General features: G+C 52.0%; 17 protein-coding genes. 6 read left to right on the forward strand and 11 right to left on the reverse strand.

Going from position 1 to position 17,453, the window contains the following annotated elements:
• The first annotated feature begins 168 nt into the window (after positions 1 to 168).
• The gene (locus N24_RS02375; protein WP_096453993.1) at positions 169 to 477 is read left to right on the forward strand and encodes a hypothetical protein; all 309 of its coding nucleotides are present in this window, start codon (positions 169 to 171) and stop codon (positions 475 to 477) included.
• Between the two features lie 8 nt (positions 478 to 485).
• Positions 486 to 1,358, forward strand: coding sequence for a hypothetical protein (locus N24_RS02380; RefSeq protein ID WP_096453995.1), 873 nt, complete (start codon positions 486 to 488; stop codon positions 1,356 to 1,358).
• 224 nt (positions 1,359 to 1,582) lie between these two features.
• Here the strand turns inward: N24_RS02380 and N24_RS02385 are convergent, their stop codons facing one another.
• The 6 genes from N24_RS02385 to N24_RS02410 form a co-directional block, all read right to left on the reverse strand.
• Positions 1,583 to 1,807 (reverse strand): hypothetical protein, encoded by a 225-nt coding sequence (locus N24_RS02385; RefSeq protein ID WP_096453997.1) that lies wholly within the window; start codon positions 1,805 to 1,807, stop codon positions 1,583 to 1,585.
• A 531-nt stretch (positions 1,808 to 2,338) separates the two neighbouring features.
• Positions 2,339 to 3,400, reverse strand: a complete 1,062-nt coding sequence (gene fudC / locus N24_RS02390; protein ID WP_096453999.1) for a furfural detoxificationalcohol dehydrogenase FudC — start codon at positions 3,398 to 3,400, stop codon at positions 2,339 to 2,341.
• Between the two features lie 69 nt (positions 3,401 to 3,469).
• Positions 3,470 to 4,327: a glucose-1-phosphate thymidylyltransferase RfbA gene (gene rfbA, locus N24_RS02395; protein WP_096454001.1), complete on the reverse strand. Its 858-nt coding sequence runs from the start codon at positions 4,325 to 4,327 to the stop codon at positions 3,470 to 3,472.
• Positions 4,324 to 5,682, reverse strand: a complete 1,359-nt coding sequence (locus N24_RS02400) for a sugar nucleotide-binding protein (protein WP_096454003.1) — start codon at positions 5,680 to 5,682, stop codon at positions 4,324 to 4,326. The genes rfbA and N24_RS02400 overlap by 4 nt, the downstream gene beginning before the upstream one ends.
• 3 nt (positions 5,683 to 5,685) lie before the next feature.
• A complete protein-coding gene (rfbB, locus tag N24_RS02405) occupies positions 5,686 to 6,705 on the reverse strand; it encodes a dTDP-glucose 4,6-dehydratase (RefSeq protein WP_096454005.1) in 1,020 nt (339 codons plus the stop codon).
• A 37-nt stretch (positions 6,706 to 6,742) separates the two neighbouring features.
• Complete coding sequence (locus tag N24_RS02410) at positions 6,743 to 7,324, reverse strand: nitroreductase family protein (protein WP_096454007.1); 582 nt, start codon at positions 7,322 to 7,324, stop codon at positions 6,743 to 6,745.
• A gap of 752 nt (positions 7,325 to 8,076) precedes the next feature.
• On the opposite strand from N24_RS02410, the gene N24_RS02415 reads away from it, so the two are divergent.
• From N24_RS02415 to N24_RS02430, 4 genes are all read left to right on the forward strand, one after another.
• Complete coding sequence (locus N24_RS02415; protein ID WP_096454009.1) at positions 8,077 to 9,024, forward strand: ABC transporter substrate-binding protein; 948 nt, start codon at positions 8,077 to 8,079, stop codon at positions 9,022 to 9,024.
• 363 nt (positions 9,025 to 9,387) lie between these two features.
• Positions 9,388 to 9,879: a hypothetical protein gene (locus tag N24_RS02420; RefSeq protein WP_096454011.1), complete on the forward strand. Its 492-nt coding sequence runs from the start codon at positions 9,388 to 9,390 to the stop codon at positions 9,877 to 9,879.
• A gap of 92 nt (positions 9,880 to 9,971) precedes the next feature.
• The gene (locus tag N24_RS02425; protein ID WP_096454013.1) at positions 9,972 to 10,466 is read left to right on the forward strand and encodes a helix-turn-helix domain-containing protein; all 495 of its coding nucleotides are present in this window, start codon (positions 9,972 to 9,974) and stop codon (positions 10,464 to 10,466) included.
• Positions 10,444 to 10,902, forward strand: coding sequence for a hypothetical protein (locus tag N24_RS02430; RefSeq protein ID WP_096454015.1), 459 nt, complete (start codon positions 10,444 to 10,446; stop codon positions 10,900 to 10,902). The genes N24_RS02425 and N24_RS02430 overlap by 23 nt, the downstream gene beginning before the upstream one ends.
• Positions 10,903 to 10,929: 27 nt before the next feature.
• On the opposite strand, the gene N24_RS02435 is transcribed toward N24_RS02430, so the two are convergent.
• The 5 genes from N24_RS02435 to N24_RS02455 all read right to left on the reverse strand — a co-directional run bounded on the left by N24_RS02435 (position 10,930) and on the right by N24_RS02455 (position 17,085).
• Entirely contained in the window at positions 10,930 to 12,183 is a 1,254-nt protein-coding gene (locus N24_RS02435) for a hypothetical protein (protein ID WP_096459615.1), read from the reverse strand.
• Positions 12,183 to 13,565 carry a M1 family metallopeptidase gene (locus N24_RS02440; RefSeq protein ID WP_096454017.1) on the reverse strand — a complete coding sequence of 461 codons (1,383 nt, stop codon included), beginning with the start codon at positions 13,563 to 13,565 and terminating at the stop codon, positions 12,183 to 12,185. Before N24_RS02440 ends, N24_RS02435 begins: the two co-directional genes overlap by 1 nt.
• 5 nt (positions 13,566 to 13,570) lie before the next feature.
• Positions 13,571 to 15,580 carry a prolyl oligopeptidase family serine peptidase gene (locus tag N24_RS02445; RefSeq protein ID WP_096454019.1) on the reverse strand — a complete coding sequence of 670 codons (2,010 nt, stop codon included), beginning with the start codon at positions 15,578 to 15,580 and terminating at the stop codon, positions 13,571 to 13,573.
• Positions 15,581 to 15,935: 355 nt separating this feature from the next.
• The gene (locus tag N24_RS02450; protein WP_231910839.1) at positions 15,936 to 16,445 is read right to left on the reverse strand and encodes a hypothetical protein; all 510 of its coding nucleotides are present in this window, start codon (positions 16,443 to 16,445) and stop codon (positions 15,936 to 15,938) included.
• A gap of 154 nt (positions 16,446 to 16,599) precedes the next feature.
• A complete protein-coding gene (locus N24_RS02455; RefSeq protein ID WP_096454021.1) occupies positions 16,600 to 17,085 on the reverse strand; it encodes a hypothetical protein in 486 nt (161 codons plus the stop codon).
• Positions 17,086 to 17,453: the final 368 nt, after the last annotated feature.

A 17,453-nucleotide genomic window follows, 5' to 3' on the forward strand; every position in this document is an offset into this window, starting at 1 on the left:
ATATACAGCTATATACTCAGAGTAAAGCGCTAAATCAGTAGAGAAAATCTTTACCATAGATTACGTTGCACGAGTACTTCCCGGTCTTAAAGATCTTAGGGATTCTACAATTTACTTCTATACTTAGTTGCACTGAAATTGTAATTCACGTGAAAATGAAAGGGCATCATGAAGGAATCAAACTCTTCCCGCTTTGAAGCTCGGTGCTTCTTTTATGTTTCCCCTGCAACACACCGTGATTCTTTCATCGAAAGCATCCGGGAGTGGCTACTTATTAACGAGGCCCCCAATGCAATGTCAGTGTCGCCGATGCCTGCAGGCCAAGACCAGGTGATTTTGAACATTGGTGTTGAGGCGAAAAATTACTCGGATGCAGAATCAATGATTGATAGGTTTATAGACTCACTTATCGCTGGCACTGGGTATAACTCTGGCGGTTCTGTTCACCGCGGAAGTGAACTGTTAGCTTCTGCGTAGCTCAACCAATGAATAAGGGGCCGAAAACTCTCGAAGAAAAAGCTGAGCCGATCAAGCAGGGCTCAATCAAACTATTGGATTTCTGGCCTCATATTCTATTGGGATCAATTCCGATCATCAGTCTGTTTGTGACGATCTTTCCAGATGCAAACTTTAAGTTTTTCAATTGGGACATTTCTATTCCATACGCGCTCACAGGATTAACGTTTGTCTTCGCCATTTGCGGAGGTGTCGGAATGTACTTTCGGACCCAGAGCCTGCACGCTGCACAACAGAGGTGCAAAGAACTTGAAAAGGATCTTCATCAAGCACGGAGTCTCGCTAAAAGTTATCAATCAGATGTTCAATCAGCATTAAAGTTTGCGCTCCAGCAACTAGCTTTTGATATTGGCTTGTCACGAGACGTTGGAAGCTCAAGATCGTTACATTTTGAGTTAAGAATTACTCTTTATTGCCATCACCCCAAGCGCAATACGTTTATTCCAATAGCACGAATTGCAGGTGATCCGACTTTAGAAAAATTTGGAAGATCTGAGTATCCAGATTCTCAAGGTGCGATAAGCCGAGGTTGGAAAACTGGCGGTGTTGTACTCACTTCACTGCCAGAAGACAGGGCAATATGGGAGCTAGAGCTGGTCGAAAATTATGGGTTCTTGCCAGATGAAGCATCTAGTATCGTAATGCAGTCACTCAGCATGCTTGCAACAAGGCTAAATGCGGAATCTGGTCCAATTGGGGTGATTGTTGTTGAAAGCACCAAAAAACGTGGGGTATCTGCTAGGACAATGGATGCACTGCAGGACTCAACGTGGTATGCACCAATCGCCTCTCTAATGGTGTCTGTTCAAGAATCTCTCGTGCCACATATATCTGAAAATTAACGTAAAAGACAGTGTCAAGACTCGGGCGGCGAACATCTCCGCTGGTGGAAAAAACAATAGTATGCGCGGCAGTGGTTAGGTTGAAGGCCAAAAATAGTCTGCAACAGCCTGCTCCGTAATGGAAAAAGCGAGCACGAAGTCATAAAGGTACAAAAACTTCCTATGCTAGGACCATCCCTGACCCGCGTGTGTGAGGAAAACTGATCACCTAGGTGGGGTGGCGGTCAGTCCTCCAAGTTTTCCACGTGCTCCAAAAGGTAGTCCGGCCAATCCAATGGTGATGAAGATAGTGCCTCAACTGTGCCGTCAAGGTGAAGCAATGCGGGGGCACTACCAGTCATGTCATTATTTGGCCACCCAACCCAGACACCGTTATCTAACAATGTGGCCTGTTTAAATGACCACCCAGTGTCTTTACTGAGCCTGCTCAAGACTTCTTTTTCGTCCATATTTTTACCCTACCCCCAACACGTAAAGTAGCTGGTAGGCTCCATATCGCCAAGGAGAACCATTCTTAGGCTTCCATCTTTTAGCAGGTCGGTGTAAATAGTGGTCTCAGACAGCTTTCCTAGCTGAGTTTGAAACTGATAGAAATAAATCTTGTTGCCGAACTATCCCCGCGTGTGCGGGGAAAACGCCCGCAACTTTGCGGTCGGCGCCGTCCCAGAGGGACCATCCCCACGTGTGCGGGGAGAATGACTGGCACAGACGAATCTACGACCCCAACGACGGACCATCCCCGCGTGTGCGGGGAGAATACTAATTAACCAGCTGAAATGTTGGATCCGAGTGCTATTTTACATCACTTCACTCAACTCATTTGAGGATCCAGCTCAAGGAACCGTAGACGCGATGAAAGGAAACAAAGCCCCCAACATCATCCGGCAATAACTTGATGTAACAAGGCGGCACTACTCAACCTCAAACGAAGAAAACCTAGCGCCACTTCAACTAAAACAGAAACTCAGAAAGCCAGTTCCCTAAACAGCCTCAGCCCCAGCAAACGAAGCAGTATCGATAACAACACGGAACTGCACGTCGCCGGCAACAACGCGGTCGTATGCCGCATCTACCTCATCAACACCAACGGTTTCAATCATCGCACCGAGGCCGTGCTTCGCGCAGAAGTCGAGCATTTCCTGAGTTTCAGGGATGCCACCAATGTTGGATCCGGTCAGGACTTTTCCGCCGCCGATTAGTGCACCAAAGCTTAAATCTTGCTTCTCTGGTGGCAGCCCAACAACGGCCATGACACCTTGTGGTTTGAGGAGTCCCAGGTATTTATCCACTGGGATCGATGCGCTAATGGTGTTGAGGATGAAGTCGAATTCTCCGGCGTGTTCTTTGAAGAAATCTTCGTCGGAAGTCGCTAGCGTGCGAGCAGCGCCGAGCTCCTTGGCAAGTTCAGCCTTGCGCAGTGAACGGGACAGCACGGTGACCTCAGCGCCCTTGGCTGCAGCGATCTGGACACCCATGTGGCCAAGTCCGCCGAGGCCCATGACTGCTACTTTGTCGCCTTCTTTGACGTTCCAGCGGGCGATCGGGGAGTAGGTGGTGATGCCTGCACACAGCAGCGGCGCCGCGACATCGAAGTCGAGTTCTTCTGGGATGCTGCACAGGAATCGTTCGTTGACTACTACCTTTTCGGCGTAGCCACCTTGGGTGATGGTGCCGTCGACGTCGGTGGAGTTGTAGGTTCCGACGTTTCCGCGCAGGCAGTTGTTTTCAAACCCTGCGACGCACTGTTCGCATTCGCCACAGGAGTTAACTAGGCAGCCGACGCCAACGCGGTCGCCGACTTTCCATTTGGTGACATCGGATCCAACGGCAGACACGACACCTGCGATTTCGTGACCGACGGTGAGCGGGAAGTGGGCTTCGCCCCATTCGTTGCGGATGGTGTGGATATCGCTGTGGCAGATGCCGGCAGCTTTGATATCGATTACTACGTCGTCAGCGCGTGGGTCGCGTCGTTCAATGGTTTTGACCTCGAAAGGTGCTTCTGGACCGGACTTTTGTAGTGCTTTGACTGAAATACTCACTCACGCGATTCTACCGAAAAAGCACGCTTTTCGACGCCCCCTCCGCCAGCCCGGCCCAACCCGGGCAGGCTACAAGGCCCGCAGTAGGTAGTTGCCGTATCCGGATTTCTTTAATTCCTCGCCGAGTGCTGCTAATTCAGAACTGGTGATAAATCCTTCGCGGTAGGCTGCTACTTCTGGGGATCCGATGATATTGCCGGTTCGTTTTTGCAGCACCTCTACATAAGAGGAAGCTTCGGACATGGAATCGATCGTGCCGGTATCGAGCCAGACGTCACCGCGGTCGAGGCGTTGGACGGTCAGTGCGCCTTGTTGTAGGTAGGCGTCGTTGATGCTGGTGATTTCTAGTTCGCCGCGCTCAGAAGGTTCGATGTTTTTCGCGATTTCTACTACGCGGTTGTCGTAGAAGTAGAGGCCTACTACGGCGAAGTTGGATTTTGGTGCGGTGGGCTTTTCTTCAATAGATACCGCCTTATTAGCAGCATCAAATTCCACCACGCCATAACGCTCAGGATCGGACACCTCATAAGCAAAGACGATGCCACCGTCGGGGTTGGCGCATTGTTTGAGAGCGCGGCCAAGCTGGGCGCCGTCGAAGATGTTGTCGCCAAGCACGAGTGCTACGTCGTCGTCGCCGATGAATTCTTCGCCGATGATAAACGCCTGGGCTAGTCCGTCGGGTGAGGGCTGGACGGCGTAGCTTAAGGAAATTCCCCAGGAGGAGCCGTCGCCAAGCAAGCGTTTAAAAGAGTCACTGTCCTCAGGAGTGGTGATAATCAAAACATCATTGATGCCGGCTTGGATGAGCGTGGTCAAGGGGTAGTAGACCATGGGTTTGTCATAGATCGGCATCAGTTGCTTGGAGATGCCTTTGGTGATTGGGTAGAGCCGGGTACCGGAGCCACCTGCGAGGATTATGCCTTTCACTTTGAGAGCTCCTTGAGGTAGTCGTTGAGGCGGGTCTGCCAGGTTGGTGCGCTAAATCCAGTGGCTTCGATTTTGTTAAGTTCGAGCACGGAATTTAGTGGGCGTGGTGCGGCGTTTTTATCCGCGAAGTACTCCGCGGTGCTCACCCCGGTGACGCGGGAGGGGTCGGTAAATACCGCGCGGGCGATATCGGCCCAGCTCGCAGGCTGCCCTGAGTTGGTGAGGTTGTAGGTGCCGTACTCTGCGCCAGATTTCAACAGGTGCGCGATGCCTGCTGCGATGTCTTGAGTAAACGACAGTCTGCCGATTTGATCATCAACTACCGATGGTGCGATGCCACGTTCATCGAGGGATTTCATGGTGCGCACAAAATTGTTGCCATCGCCGATGACCCAGCTAGTGCGCACAATATAATGGCGTGGCGCAGTGGCGGCTGCGATATCTCCTGCTGCTTTTGTTTGGCCGTACACACCAAGCGGGGATAGTGGTGCAGTTTCATCGTAGGATTCGGCAGTGCCGTCAAAGACATAATCTGAAGACACGTGCACCAGCGTGAGGTTATTTTCGCGTGCGATGGCAGCTAGGTTTCCCACGGCGGTGGCGTTGATGGACCATGCGGTGGCGCGGTCTTCTTCTGACTGGTCAACGGCGGTGTAGGCGGCGGCGTTGATGATGGTGGAGTATTGCTTCCACGCGCGCGCATCGGTGAGGTCTGCGGTGATATCGAGTTCTGCGCGGGTGACAAATTCTGCGTCGGGGAACTGCGCGCGTAGCGCGGTTCCCAGTTGACCGCCTGCACCTACCACGAGGACCTTGCGGGCTGGGAGGGGGGTGGCGTCGATAAGCGTGGGATGTTTTTTGTCTTTGTCCGAAATTTCAGTGATCGGCAGTGGCCAGTCGATCATGTTGAGGTTGACGTTGGCGTACTCGGCGTCGGGCGACCAATGATCATTGACGAGGTAGGTGTACAGCGTGCCGTCCTCGAGCGCCTGGAATCCGTTTGCCACGCCGCGCGGGACATAAACACCGACGTCAGGGGTAATTTTTTGCTTTACGACGTTTCCGTATGTCTCAGACCCTTCCCGCAAGTCTACCCATGCGCCGAAGACCGCGCCGACCGCGACGGAGACGAATTTGTCCCAGGGTTCGGCGTGCATGCCGCGGGTGGTTCCGGCGGTGGCGTTGAAGCTCATGTTGTTTTGGACGGGGCCGAAATCAGGCAGACCGATGGTGGTCATTTTGGTGCGTTGCCAGTTTTCTTTGAACCAGCCGCGGTTGTCGCCGTGGACGGGGAAATCGAAAATCAGCAGGCCGTCGATGTCGGTTTCGCGCATGGTGAGTTCTTTGTTAAACATCGTTTACTGTCCCTGCTTCGCGTAGGTTGCTTCGACGGTGTCTTTCGCGCTACGCCACCAGGCTTCGTTTTCGCGGTACCAATTGATGGTTTGCTCCAGGCCTTGGCGCATGCCGGAATTAACGTCGGTGTATTTGGGTTCCCAGCCCAGTTCTGTGCGTAGTTTGGTGGAATCCATGGCGTAGCGCATGTCGTGGCCGGGGCGGTCAGCGACGTGTTCGTAGGCGTCTTTACCAAGGCCCATGAGTTCACAGATGAGTTCGATGACCTGTTTGTTGTTGACGTGGTCATTGTCGGCGCCGATGATGTAGGTTTCGCCGATTTTGCCCTTTTTTAAGATGAGGTGGACGGCGTCGTTGTGGTCATCGACGTGGATCCAGTCGCGGACCTGTTCGCCGGTGCCATAGAGTTTTGGTGTCAGTCCTGCCAGGATGTTGGTGATTTGGCGGGGGATGAACTTCTCGATGTGCTGGTAGGGGCCGTAATTGTTGGAGCAATTAGACATGGTTGCCTGGATTCCGAAGGAACGAATCCAGGCGTGGACGAGGTGATCAGAGCCTGCTTTGGTTGCTGAATATGGCGAGGATGGTTTGTAGGCGGTGGTTTCGGTGAAGCGGTTTGGATCATCGAGTTCTAGGTCGCCGAATACTTCATCGGTGGAGATGTGGTGGAAGCGTTTGTTGTGTTTGCGTACTGCTTCTAGCAGGGTATATGTGCCGATGAGGTTGGTGTGTACAAACGGGGAGGGGTCGTTGAGGGAGTTGTCGTTGTGGGATTCTGCGGCGAAGTGGACGGTGATGTCGTGGTCTTTGACCAGGGTGTCTACTAGTTCGGCATCGCAGATATCGCCTTGTACGAGGGTTACTTTGCTGTCGGGGAGGCCTTTGAGGTTGTCGGCGTTTCCGGCGTAGGTGAGTTTGTCCAGCACGGTGATGTGGGTGTATTCAGGGTGCTGCTCTACGGTTTGGCGGACGAAATTGGCGCCGATGAATCCAGCACCTCCGGTCACAAGCAAAGAAGTCATGCCGTCTACCTTAGTTCGTCCGGGCGAGCTGGCAGAGTTAGTAGCTGTTGTCGATGCGCCTATTCTGCAAACGACCAGGGTGCTCCGGCTGTTCATTAGGGAAACCAGCTGCAATAACCAGGGCAATTGCACGATCCTCACGACCACCGATACCGATTGCTTCCTTCACCTTTTCCTCATCCCAACCAGTGGTCGGGCTGGTGCTCAAACCCTCCGCCTGGGCGGCCAGAATTAGAAAAGCCGCAGCGAGGCTGGCATCCCTTAATGTTGCTTCGCGTGCCTGCTGAATGCTGCGGCCATTGATGAATCCCGCGACACGTTCAGCCCTTTCCGCACCAAGAATCTCTTCCAAATCCTCAGGTTCATTTTCCACGCGGGCAACCGCAATGAAAGTTACGGGCGCGGTGAGGAATTGTTTCTGATGGGAGGCCTCGTAAAGCTTCTGCTTCTGTGCCGGATCAGTAATTACAACAATTTCACGCTGCTGCGCATTGAACGCACTGGGTGCCTCGAGGGCAAGGTTAACGATTTTGTCGATCAGCTCAGGTGTAGGGGCTTCATCGGTGTATTTGCGGGTGGCGCGGCGGTTGGTAATCGCCTCGACGACTGAAAGTGACATTTTTATCCTTTTTATGTGTTGGAAACAGAGTCATGGTAGGTCGCCTTATTTGTCAGTGCAAGGGTTTTATTAGCTTTTGGAGATAGTTTCAGGCTGGTTGAAATAGTTGACATCTGTGCAGGTTGGGGGCTTTTGTTTCCGACTTGGGGTTATGTGAAGTGGGGTGCTGTGTGGCGTTTTAAGCGGTCGACTGTCTGCGGTGACCTATTGTCCTAGTTTTGGCGATTTGGGCGCTTAGAAGCGGTTTTAGAGGGGGTCGAATTTGTGACGATTGGGGCTATTTTGATTTCTGCTGGGTTGCTGTGGGCTTGCTGATCAACTTCTCGTTCCGACGGGGCCTCGCTCCCTCAAACGGGGACGAGTTTTCGCATAATACCTCGTGATTAGCGCAAATTTTCGATTAAAAATGGCCTTTTCCCTCTGGCTGGGGACGGATTTTCGCAACTTCAGGCAGTCACGTGTCGAGCGGGACATGGATGACTCAATGGGTAAGGGGATTGTGGTGCCTGTCGGATGGCGATGGTTAGGATTCACCATTTTTAGGATGCCACCTCGAAAAAATGGTGAATCGGCACGCTTTTAACCCCTCGAAAGTGTGCCAATTCAACATATTCTGCGCCCAACCTTCAAAAAATGGTGAATCCTAACAGGCTCAGGGGGATTACAAGGCGTGACTCATACCGGGGGTATGTCATGGGGCGTTATTAAGGGTAACCTTGCCTTAATTATTTGGATTGCAGTAATTTAAGGGAATGCATTTTTGTCTCCTGCCTCTGGCCAGACCTGCCAAAGTTGTGGTCCCACTCCTCGGCGCCGCACTCCTTCTAAGCTCCTGCTCTTCAACATCTTCCGATGAATCAATCCAACCTGAAGTTGCCAGCACTGGATATTCAGTGGAGCACGCAATGGGCACCGCCGAAATCCCTGAAACCCCAACGCGTGTGGTCGTCATTGATTCCCCACACCTCGACGCACTTTTGGCGTTGGGGATTACCCCGGTGGGAGCCACGGAATCGGGATCTGAAAATGGTTTCCCTGCCTACTTGGCTGACGAGCTAAAAGACACTGAATCTGTTGGGCTGACATCTGAGCCAAATTTGGAAAAGATCGCAGCTCTAGATCCAGATTTGATCATCGGTGCCAAAGTCCGGCACGAGGCTATTTATGATCAACTTTCAGACATCGCGCCAACCGTGATGTCCGAAGGTTCCGGCACAAACTGGAATGAACAGGCTGAAATTACTGCGGCGGCCGTAAACAAATCTGATGAGATGGACAAACTAATCGCAGATTTGGACACCCGCGCGAAGGATCTCGGGGAAGAGATCGGGGCGGAAGGACAGACTGCATCGATGGTTCGATTCCGTCCCGATAATTTCAGGCTCTATGGTCCTGAGACATTCTCCGGATCAGTCCTGGAGCAAGTTGGCTTTGAACTGGGGGAACGTGATTGGAATGAGTACTCGATGATGGAGCTCTCGCCGGAAAACTTTGGGCAGATCGATGGTGACCTTATTTTCTACACCATCCCAGGATCTCCTGAAGCAACTACTTATCCGCAGGTGTCAGAGCTATGGGTAGATTCGCCAGCAGTTCAGCAAGGTAAAACTTACGAGTTTGAGGATGAAACCTGGATGGTCGGCATTGGTGTTTTAGGTGCCAATGAAATCTTGGATGATCTGGAAGAGACTTTGAGCTAGCTTCTTTTCGGAACTGATGTGCCCCTTGTTGTTGCCCCTCTACGTATTAGGGGAGTGCCGATGACAAGGGGTTTCATTTTGGCGCTGCTGAATTGCGTGTGAAATTTTTGAGGCTAGTGATCGGTTTCAAAGCCACAAATACTTCGTGTTTCATTTGGTTAAGGACTAGTCAGGCTCCGTGTGCACGCCAACTCTGGAAACCCCATTAAAAGCCGACCTGACTCACAATGATGGCCGCAAAGCTATTTGAAAGTGATCTGATTTACCTGTAGCAAACTTGACTGGGGTGGGTTAAATTGGCATTTGAGCTTGCATCAATGGGGATATGTGGGGTGGGTAGTGGGACTTGGGGATTCACATGAGATGGCTAATTGGAAAAAGTCTGTTGCCCATCTTGATGGGGATCAGTGTGAGATTCGGTGGGGATGGATGACTGTTCTGGAAGAACAGCGTTTCCTGGAACTCGAGGAAGCTGATGAAGATGCGTTTATTGAGTTTTCTGTGTTAATTGAATCGGCTTGTTTAGGAATTTTAAATCCGGATCAAACTCGAATTAATTTTCCGTTGAATAAGAACTACAGCAGAAAATGGAGTTTCGACGAAGTTCCCTGGATTGGGGAATGGAAGGTGGATTCATTTAAACGCCGTGGTGGGTGCTATCGGATTTACTTTACGGATGTATTGGACGGCCATGATGGAGTATTTTTTCCAATGATCGGATTGCTTTTCCGCGAGTATCCGCAAAAGAACTTGAAGTTTGAAGCCCAATCAGCAGATATTGATCGTGCGATTACCTTGGCCATGAAACATCAGCGTGAGCATCACTGTGTCCTGCGAACTATGTGGTTGCGGTGACTTATCAGGGTAAAATTTTTTGCTTTCAACTCAAGTGTAAAGGCTATAGGATGAAGAATAAATATGCGTCACATGCATAAGGGAGTTGGAGTATGGTTAAAAAAAGTTCACTTCGATTGGGGATAGATCTCGGGAAATCTCACGTCATGTGGATTTCTCAGCTGGTGTGTTTGCGGAAACAAAAGGGGCTTTCTCAAGCAGATGTAGCTAAGAAAATCGATGTTGATCAATCGACGATTAGCAGGTTGGAAAATCAAAATAGTGGTGAGAGAAATGTCCAAACAAGACTCTTAGAAAAATATGCGCGAGCAATTGGTGCATATGTAGGACATGTAGTGATAGATGCAGAAGCTGGTGATTCTTATCAGCGGTTGCAACAGGAATTGGAGGAACACACCCGCGCTCTGATTACGCAATCAACAAAGCGGAGTGATGCCAAGACCGTCTACCAGGTCACAGATATTATGAGTCACAACAGTGCGGTCTATTCGAATTCTCTTGTCGCTACCCGAGATACCAGAATACGGTGGATTGAAACTAGCAATACAGAAAAGCAGGGAAACAATGGGTTTACACTCTCCAGATGAGCTTCAAAAAGAAGCTAAAGAGTTTGTCTGTCAGTGGGACAAGGTTAGTTTTAAAAGGTTTGTAAAAGATGACGAAGCACTGAAGAAAAACTCTCAGGTCGAGATAGATGCTGTCTATTCCGTATCTGAAACCGTATTTCTTTTTAAGCTTGATGTGAACATCACAAGACCTACGTCTTTAGAGGAGTTCACTCTGCTGGTGGGCTATGAATATGAAAAAGAGATTTCTCCAAGTCATCAGGAGAGTATTGACCTGGTCGTGGAAAAACTCGGGCCGATAGCTTTTGAGATCTTGAACCAAGAGGTTGTTCGTCTGGGCGCTTACAGTATGGAGTCACCTGCACGAATTAGTATCCGCGATCAGGCTAACTTTTGGGAATATTTCTGTAATCAACCAGAAGAAGAAATTTCAATGAGGTCTCGTGCTTTGAATTAGTTAGGGGACCGCCCCAAACACCCCAAACTACCCCGCAGCCAAAACCCGTTTCTTCCGATCTCCACCAACAAACGCACCCATGTGCACCAGCAACCCGCAGAGTGGTCCAACAATAAGCGCTAGTCCTGCGGCAACGCCTAGATCAAATGGTCCGAGTAGGAATCCGACGGCAACGATTGTGGCAATCACCCATCCGGCGAGGTAGATTCCGTGGCGTTCAAAGGCGATCGCTGCGCAGCCGGACACCATCAAGGAAGCGGTGGTGGTGGCGCCTAAAGTGAGCATGGCGAGTAGCCAGCCGGGGACTGCGAAGAGTTCCTTTTGGAGTACAACGTCGAGGATCCAAGGACCCACCAACCAGGCAAGGCCAGCACCAACGATGCCGACAGCCCATACAATCGCCAAAGGTCCCGCCAGGGTTTTCAATGGGCCTGAGGCGCCTTTGACAAAACGAACGATGATCGCCGATTGGAATTGTTGCAGCGGAACCAGCAGGGGAGCGCGGGTCAGAATGACGGCGTAGGAAACAGCGGCCATCGAAACCCCTCCTGCAACCGCGGAAGGGCTCGTGAATTTCAGCAAGGTGGGAAATCCCGTAATCAGTACTGCCGTGGCACCGGATGCGGCCATCGCTAGCAAAGCCTGCCGGATGAAAATGCCCCGTGAAACATCCGCAACCGATCCTAAAACAGAACGCACCGATCCAAAGCACAGCACGATGACCAGCCAGGATATTGATCCCACAACCGTGATGATCAAGAACGCCAACAATTGGTATCCCAGCAACCAAGCGGCAACAGCTAAAACCATGCGCACGCCTGTGTCCAGGGAAATCAGCAGAGCGTATTCTTTCCATAACTGACAACCGGACAGAATGCCGGAGATTGTCGCTTGGATCGCGTAGCTGGCAAGGCCTACAGCAAGAAGTCCCACGCCAACACCTTGCAAACTACTCAACAGCTGGCCGATCCACAGCGGCGCCGAAGCGCCAAGCACCACTAAAACAATCGCCGCAACCACGAAGCTAAACAAAAACGGCCGAAAACCAACAGAAACCCCAGCAACCCCAGAAGCCCCAGCACGAGCCTGCCCAGCCGTCACCGCCCTCGTCGTCTCCTGCGTCAACCCAGTCAGCACTCCAGTGCCAGCGAAGAAGAGTCCCCAGTAGGCGGTGAATTCTTCGGAAAGTTGGCTGGAATCACCAAGTGCCCAGGCGGCGATGATGATGACGACGAAGCCGGAGAGCCCGGCGATGATGGTTGCCAGCGTCAGATAGCGCACTAGACCAGACCACCAGAAGGAAACTCCGGCAATTCCAAATCGCGCAGCCATGAGTGCCATACCGCATCCAAGGCAGCATGATCGGTGGAAACAGCGTAGAGGTGTCTCTTCAAGTCGCGGGGTTCTACGAGTCCATGTCGGCCTTCGGCCACATAGGCACGTACTGCTTTGAAGAATGCATTATCGCCAAGCAGCACTCGCAATGCATGTACAGTCAGCGCACCTCGTTTGTAGACACGATCATCGAACATATCGCGCGCGCCGGGATCCCCAAGCAAAATATCCTGAGGCAACGCCTCCAAAGCTCGATAAAACTCCCACGCACTCTCTGCAGCAGGCTTAACCCCAGCCGCCTCAAACCACAACCATTCCGCGTAGCAGGCGAAACCTTCGTTGAGCCAGATGTCGTTCCATTGGGCAAGGCCTAGGGAGTTGCCGAACCATTGGTGGGAGAGTTCGTGGGCGATGAGTCGTTCCCAGTCGCCTTTGCCGGTGGCGTGGTTGGCGCCGAAGCTGGAGAGCCCGTGGGCTTCGAGTGGGATTTCGAGTTCGTCTTCGGTGATCACTACGCGGTAATTGCGGAATGGGTAGGGGCCGAAGAGTTTTTCGTAGGCATCCAACATGTCGACTTGTTTGGAAAAATCTTGCAAAATCCGCCCTCGCAAATCTGCCTGACCAACAGGCACATACGCATCTACCGCGACTCCAGATGCTGAAACACCCAAAGGCACGCGATCGTAATCTCCGACGTGCACGGCCGCGAGGTAGGTGGCCATGGGTTCACGGGATTGGTAGTGCCAGGTGGTCATGCTGCCACTGACGTTTTTGGAGATGAAATCACCGGTGATGATGGCGGCGTATCCGTTGTCGGTGTGGAAGTGGACGTCGAAAAGCGCCTTCTCGTCGGGCGTGTCGTCGCAGGGGAACCAGCTTGGGGCGCCGCAGGGCTGGGCGGCGACGAGGGCGCCGTTGTCGAGCTCTTCCCAGCCGATCATGCCCCATTCGCTGCGCAGTGGGCGCGGGTTGCCGCGGTAGCGGATGGTGAGCGAAAATTCCTGGTCAACCGGGATTTGGTTGCGGAAGGTGATGCGCAGTTTGCGGCCGGCATGGCGGAAACGCGCGACTTGGATGTGGGTGCCGGCAGTGCCTGCGGCGGTGACTTTTTCCACCCGCAAGCTGCCGCCGAGGTCCAAGGTCAGCGCGTCGAGCGCACGGTAATTATCCATGTGCAGCGTCGCGGTACCCATGAGCAGGTTCGGCGCCACGCGGTAGGTGAGGTCTAATTCATAGCGCCTGATGTGGAAGCCCAGGTTGAAGTCGATTCCAGTGTAGGAATCGCGGGTGCCTGGGACCGGGGTGGAGCGCAGCCGTCGCATAATCATAGGTATCAAATGTTACTCTGCTGGTCCAAAGTCTTCTCGATCCAGGTGTAGATCAGCGATTCCACGAACGCCGTCTGCTTATTATCAGCCGCGCCCGCGTGCCCACCCTCGGTGTTTTCGTAATAATCCACGGCCTGCCCAGCATCGCGCAAAGCTTGCGCAAAAAGACGCGCGTGCGCGGGGTGGACGCGGTCGTCTCGGGTTGAGGTTGTCACCAATGCAGGTGGATAAAATTGCTTATCGACGCCCACCACCTTCTGCACCGGCGAATACTTTTCAATAACCTCCCGTTCCTCTGGAACATCTGGATTGCCATACTCCGCCATCCAGGAAGCGCCCGCTGACCAGGTGTGATAGCGCAACATATCAGCCAACGGCACCTGCACCACCGCTGCGCCAAAAGCCTCCGGGTACTGAGTCAACGCACCGCTAGTGAGCAACCCTCCGTTGGATCCACCGCGAATCGCAATCTGTTTCGGCGTAGCGTAGCCCCGTTCCACCAGGTCTTCCAGCACCGCGCGGTGATCCTCCCACACCTTCATGCGATTAAGTTTGGTTGCCTGCGAATGCCACTTCGGACCGAATTCGCCACCACCACGCAAGTTGGCCTCCACAAAGAAGTAGCCCTTTTCCAACCAGGCAATACCGCGGGTTGGGGAGTGGCTAGGGGTAAGCGAAACCTCAAATCCACCGTAGGCGTGGACCAACGTTTTCCGTGGCTTGTCTCTTGAGAATTCGCCGGTAATGAAATACGGAATCTTCGTCCCATCCGCCGAGGTCGCCCAATGCTGGCGAGTCTCCTGCCCAGCATTTTCAAACTGCAACGGTGCATGCTTTACTTCCTCAAGCTCACCAGGAAGCACCGCCCGCATCAACGTCGGTGCCTGCGTGAAACTTGCCGTGTGCACCCACACCTCATCACCATCCAACGGCGACGTAGCAACCACATGCGCAGTCGCATGCTCCGGCAACTCCATTCGAGTTGGCTCTGCCACCGGATCACTCAACGGCACCGTGACGATTTCCGTGGACACATTATTTAATAAGGTAAGCACCAAAAAATTCTTCGTGCTAGCAAGCCCCTGCAAAGATGTGGACTCAGAAGGCTCAAACACTGCCTTAAAATCCCGGGAACCTCCCAGGAACGCATCCAATTCCAGCACACCCAAACCACCCGCCGGAATACCTGCATAATCAGTGCGCGGATTAATAAAAATCCACTGATTCTTCACGATCACATCGCAATCAGTCGGCACATCCAACAGCACCAACCCATCTGCCGTCTCCAAATACGTCTGCGAGTTATAAAAATCCACAGACCGCGAGGCAAAAATCCGCTCAAACCCAGGCGTAGAATCGCGCCACGCATGAGTCGCAACATCCTGGGTTGAACCCTCAAAGAAAAGTTCCGCCTGCTCAATCGGGGTGCCACGCTTCCACTTCACCGCGCGCGCCGGGTAGCCCGAGTCCGTCAGCGAGCCTTCGCCGGTATCGGTGCCCACCAACAACGTGTCCGCATCGATCCACGTCACGCTCGATTTCGCCTCAGGCAATTCAAACGGCTGTGCTTCCACAAAAGTGCGCGTAACCAGGTCAAACTCCCTAATCACCGTGGCATCCGCACCACCGCGCGAGAGCTTAACCAGCGCTAAATCCCGCTCCGGCGAACGCACAACCGCGCCCTTCCACACCCAGTTTTCGCCCTCAGCTTCTGCCAACGCATCCACATCAATCAACACGTCCCACTCAGGCTTTTCACTTTGATACGACTCCAACGTGGTCGTGCGCCACACCCCACGCGGATGCTGCGCGTCCCGCCAAAAGTTATACAACTTCTCCCCGCGCCTGCTCACGTACGCAATGCGGTCATCGGTGTCTAACGCGGCCAGCAGCCTAGCTTCGAGGGCGTCCTTAACAGGGCTTTTTAGCTTTTCGACGCTTTCCCCCGACCACTTTTCCGCCCACGCGAGCGCTTCCGGGGTGTCAATATCTTCGAGGAACGTGTAATCAGTCATGAAGATCAGACTAGTGATCTTTTACCGTGCGCGTTTTTGCTTGTTCGAGTGAGTTTTCACCACAAACCACTCGGAGCGGGGCGGGCAACTGCTAAAAACAAACAGGCGTGCCAAGATTTCTGATTTTCCCGATTTTTTGTCACGCCAGTCCGGTTTGAAGAAGCTTAAACCAAACACACGTGCCAAAGATTCGGGATTTTCAATATTCTTGTCACGCCTGTTTGGTCGGGTCTAAAAATTGGCCTTGAACTGGAAAAGTCAAACCTCCCCAGAAGCGCTTCTAAGCGGTTTTCAGGGGCACGACCATACAAATATATGTTTGGAAAAGTCAGTCGCTTAGACGGCCTGCTAGCGACTAGCCGAGATATACGGTGACCATGTAGTACTGCCCATCACTCTTTTCCACCAACACTCCCACTTCGCCAGACTCAGTCGGGTTCTCTGGATCCAGGCCAGCTGTCATCTGCTGCGTGATCTGGATTTCTCGATCAATTTCTTCTGAAGGAATCACTGCGAGTACCACGTAGGTGGAATCAAAGTAGTCGGTAAAGAATCGATCTTCAAGGAGTGGGAGTTCATTGTTTAATGCACGATGGTAGTAATCTGCTGCTACTTCTTCAGCTTCTGAACTTTTAACAAGACCTGTGGTGGTGTGAAACTTTTCTAGTTCGTTTTTAAAACTTACAGCTTTGGGATCTTTGGTTTCCGTTGCACTGTCTGTGCCACCGAAATTGCCTCCGATGTTACCGAAAGAGCTGGAACCTGAAACAAAACTAGATTGAGCATTGCTGATGCCAGATCCAAGAGTGAGAAGACTTGCAAAGGCTAGGGCTGCAACTGTGGTGGCGCGCTTAAATGTGTGCATAGCATAAGTTATACATTAGTTTTGCCTAGGAATATGGATAAGTGTTCATGAGGTTGCTCACGTGCATTCAGATTCCACTTTCGTTTTTTGGGGGGCGGGCAATAGAAAATCCCAACATTGAAACCATGTTGGGATTTATTGGGGTGAAGCGTTGTCATATTGGATATTGCTGCGCAATGACGCTGATGTACTCCGCGCCCGAGGTGCCAACTTCCAATGCGAACTGTGTTGGGATCTTGTCTGGGTAGATTTCAGCTTCGAGGAGCCATTCGTCCAGCTTGAACAGGAAGTAATCGATCTCAGCGTCAGTCCATACTTCAATGGTGTAGTTGATGCCTGTTTCTGCGTCGTACCAGTAATAGTCTCCGTATTTGAGGGGGAATTCTCCATCAAGTGCTCGCGTGAGGACATCTTGTGCGTATGGCTTGAGTGATGGGTTGGCGGTGTGCCCGAGTGCTTCGCCGTAGGCTGCGTATCCGCGATGGAATCTTTCAGCTTTTGATAGCTCTACCTTGGAAGATCCAATTTCAGAAGAGCCGGACACGAAACTTGATTGAGCATTGGCGACGGTGATGGTGGTTGGGATGAAAAGGGATGCTGCAAGTGTTGCAGCTGCGAATTTCCGAGTGATGTTTTGCATACCTAAATGTTATCTGTGCCACATCTAATAAATTGCTGTTACTGTAAAACGGCTATGTGCTTACCCTAATTTGGAGGTGTTGTGCAAAAATCTTAGGCCTTTAAATTTTCTGATAGTGCGAACGTGTCGGATTAATGCGGGGACAAAAGCCTCGTCCCGGTGAAAGATCCAGTATGCGAAGATTCTGCGTACTGGATCAAGGGGGTTGCGAAAACTGCAGCTGCGATCTTGCGTGTGATGTTTTGCATACCTAAACATTACGGGATTCCTGCGGTGATGTGATGTACATTACAGAGCTTATATAAGTACTACCCTATAGCATGGGTGCTATATTCTTGTCGTTCAGGGCTGGGGGCTGCTTTAAAAAA

The sequence above is a fragment of the Corynebacterium suranareeae genome, assembly GCF_002355155.1.
Taxonomy (GTDB): Bacteria; Actinomycetota; Actinomycetes; order Mycobacteriales; family Mycobacteriaceae; genus Corynebacterium; species Corynebacterium suranareeae.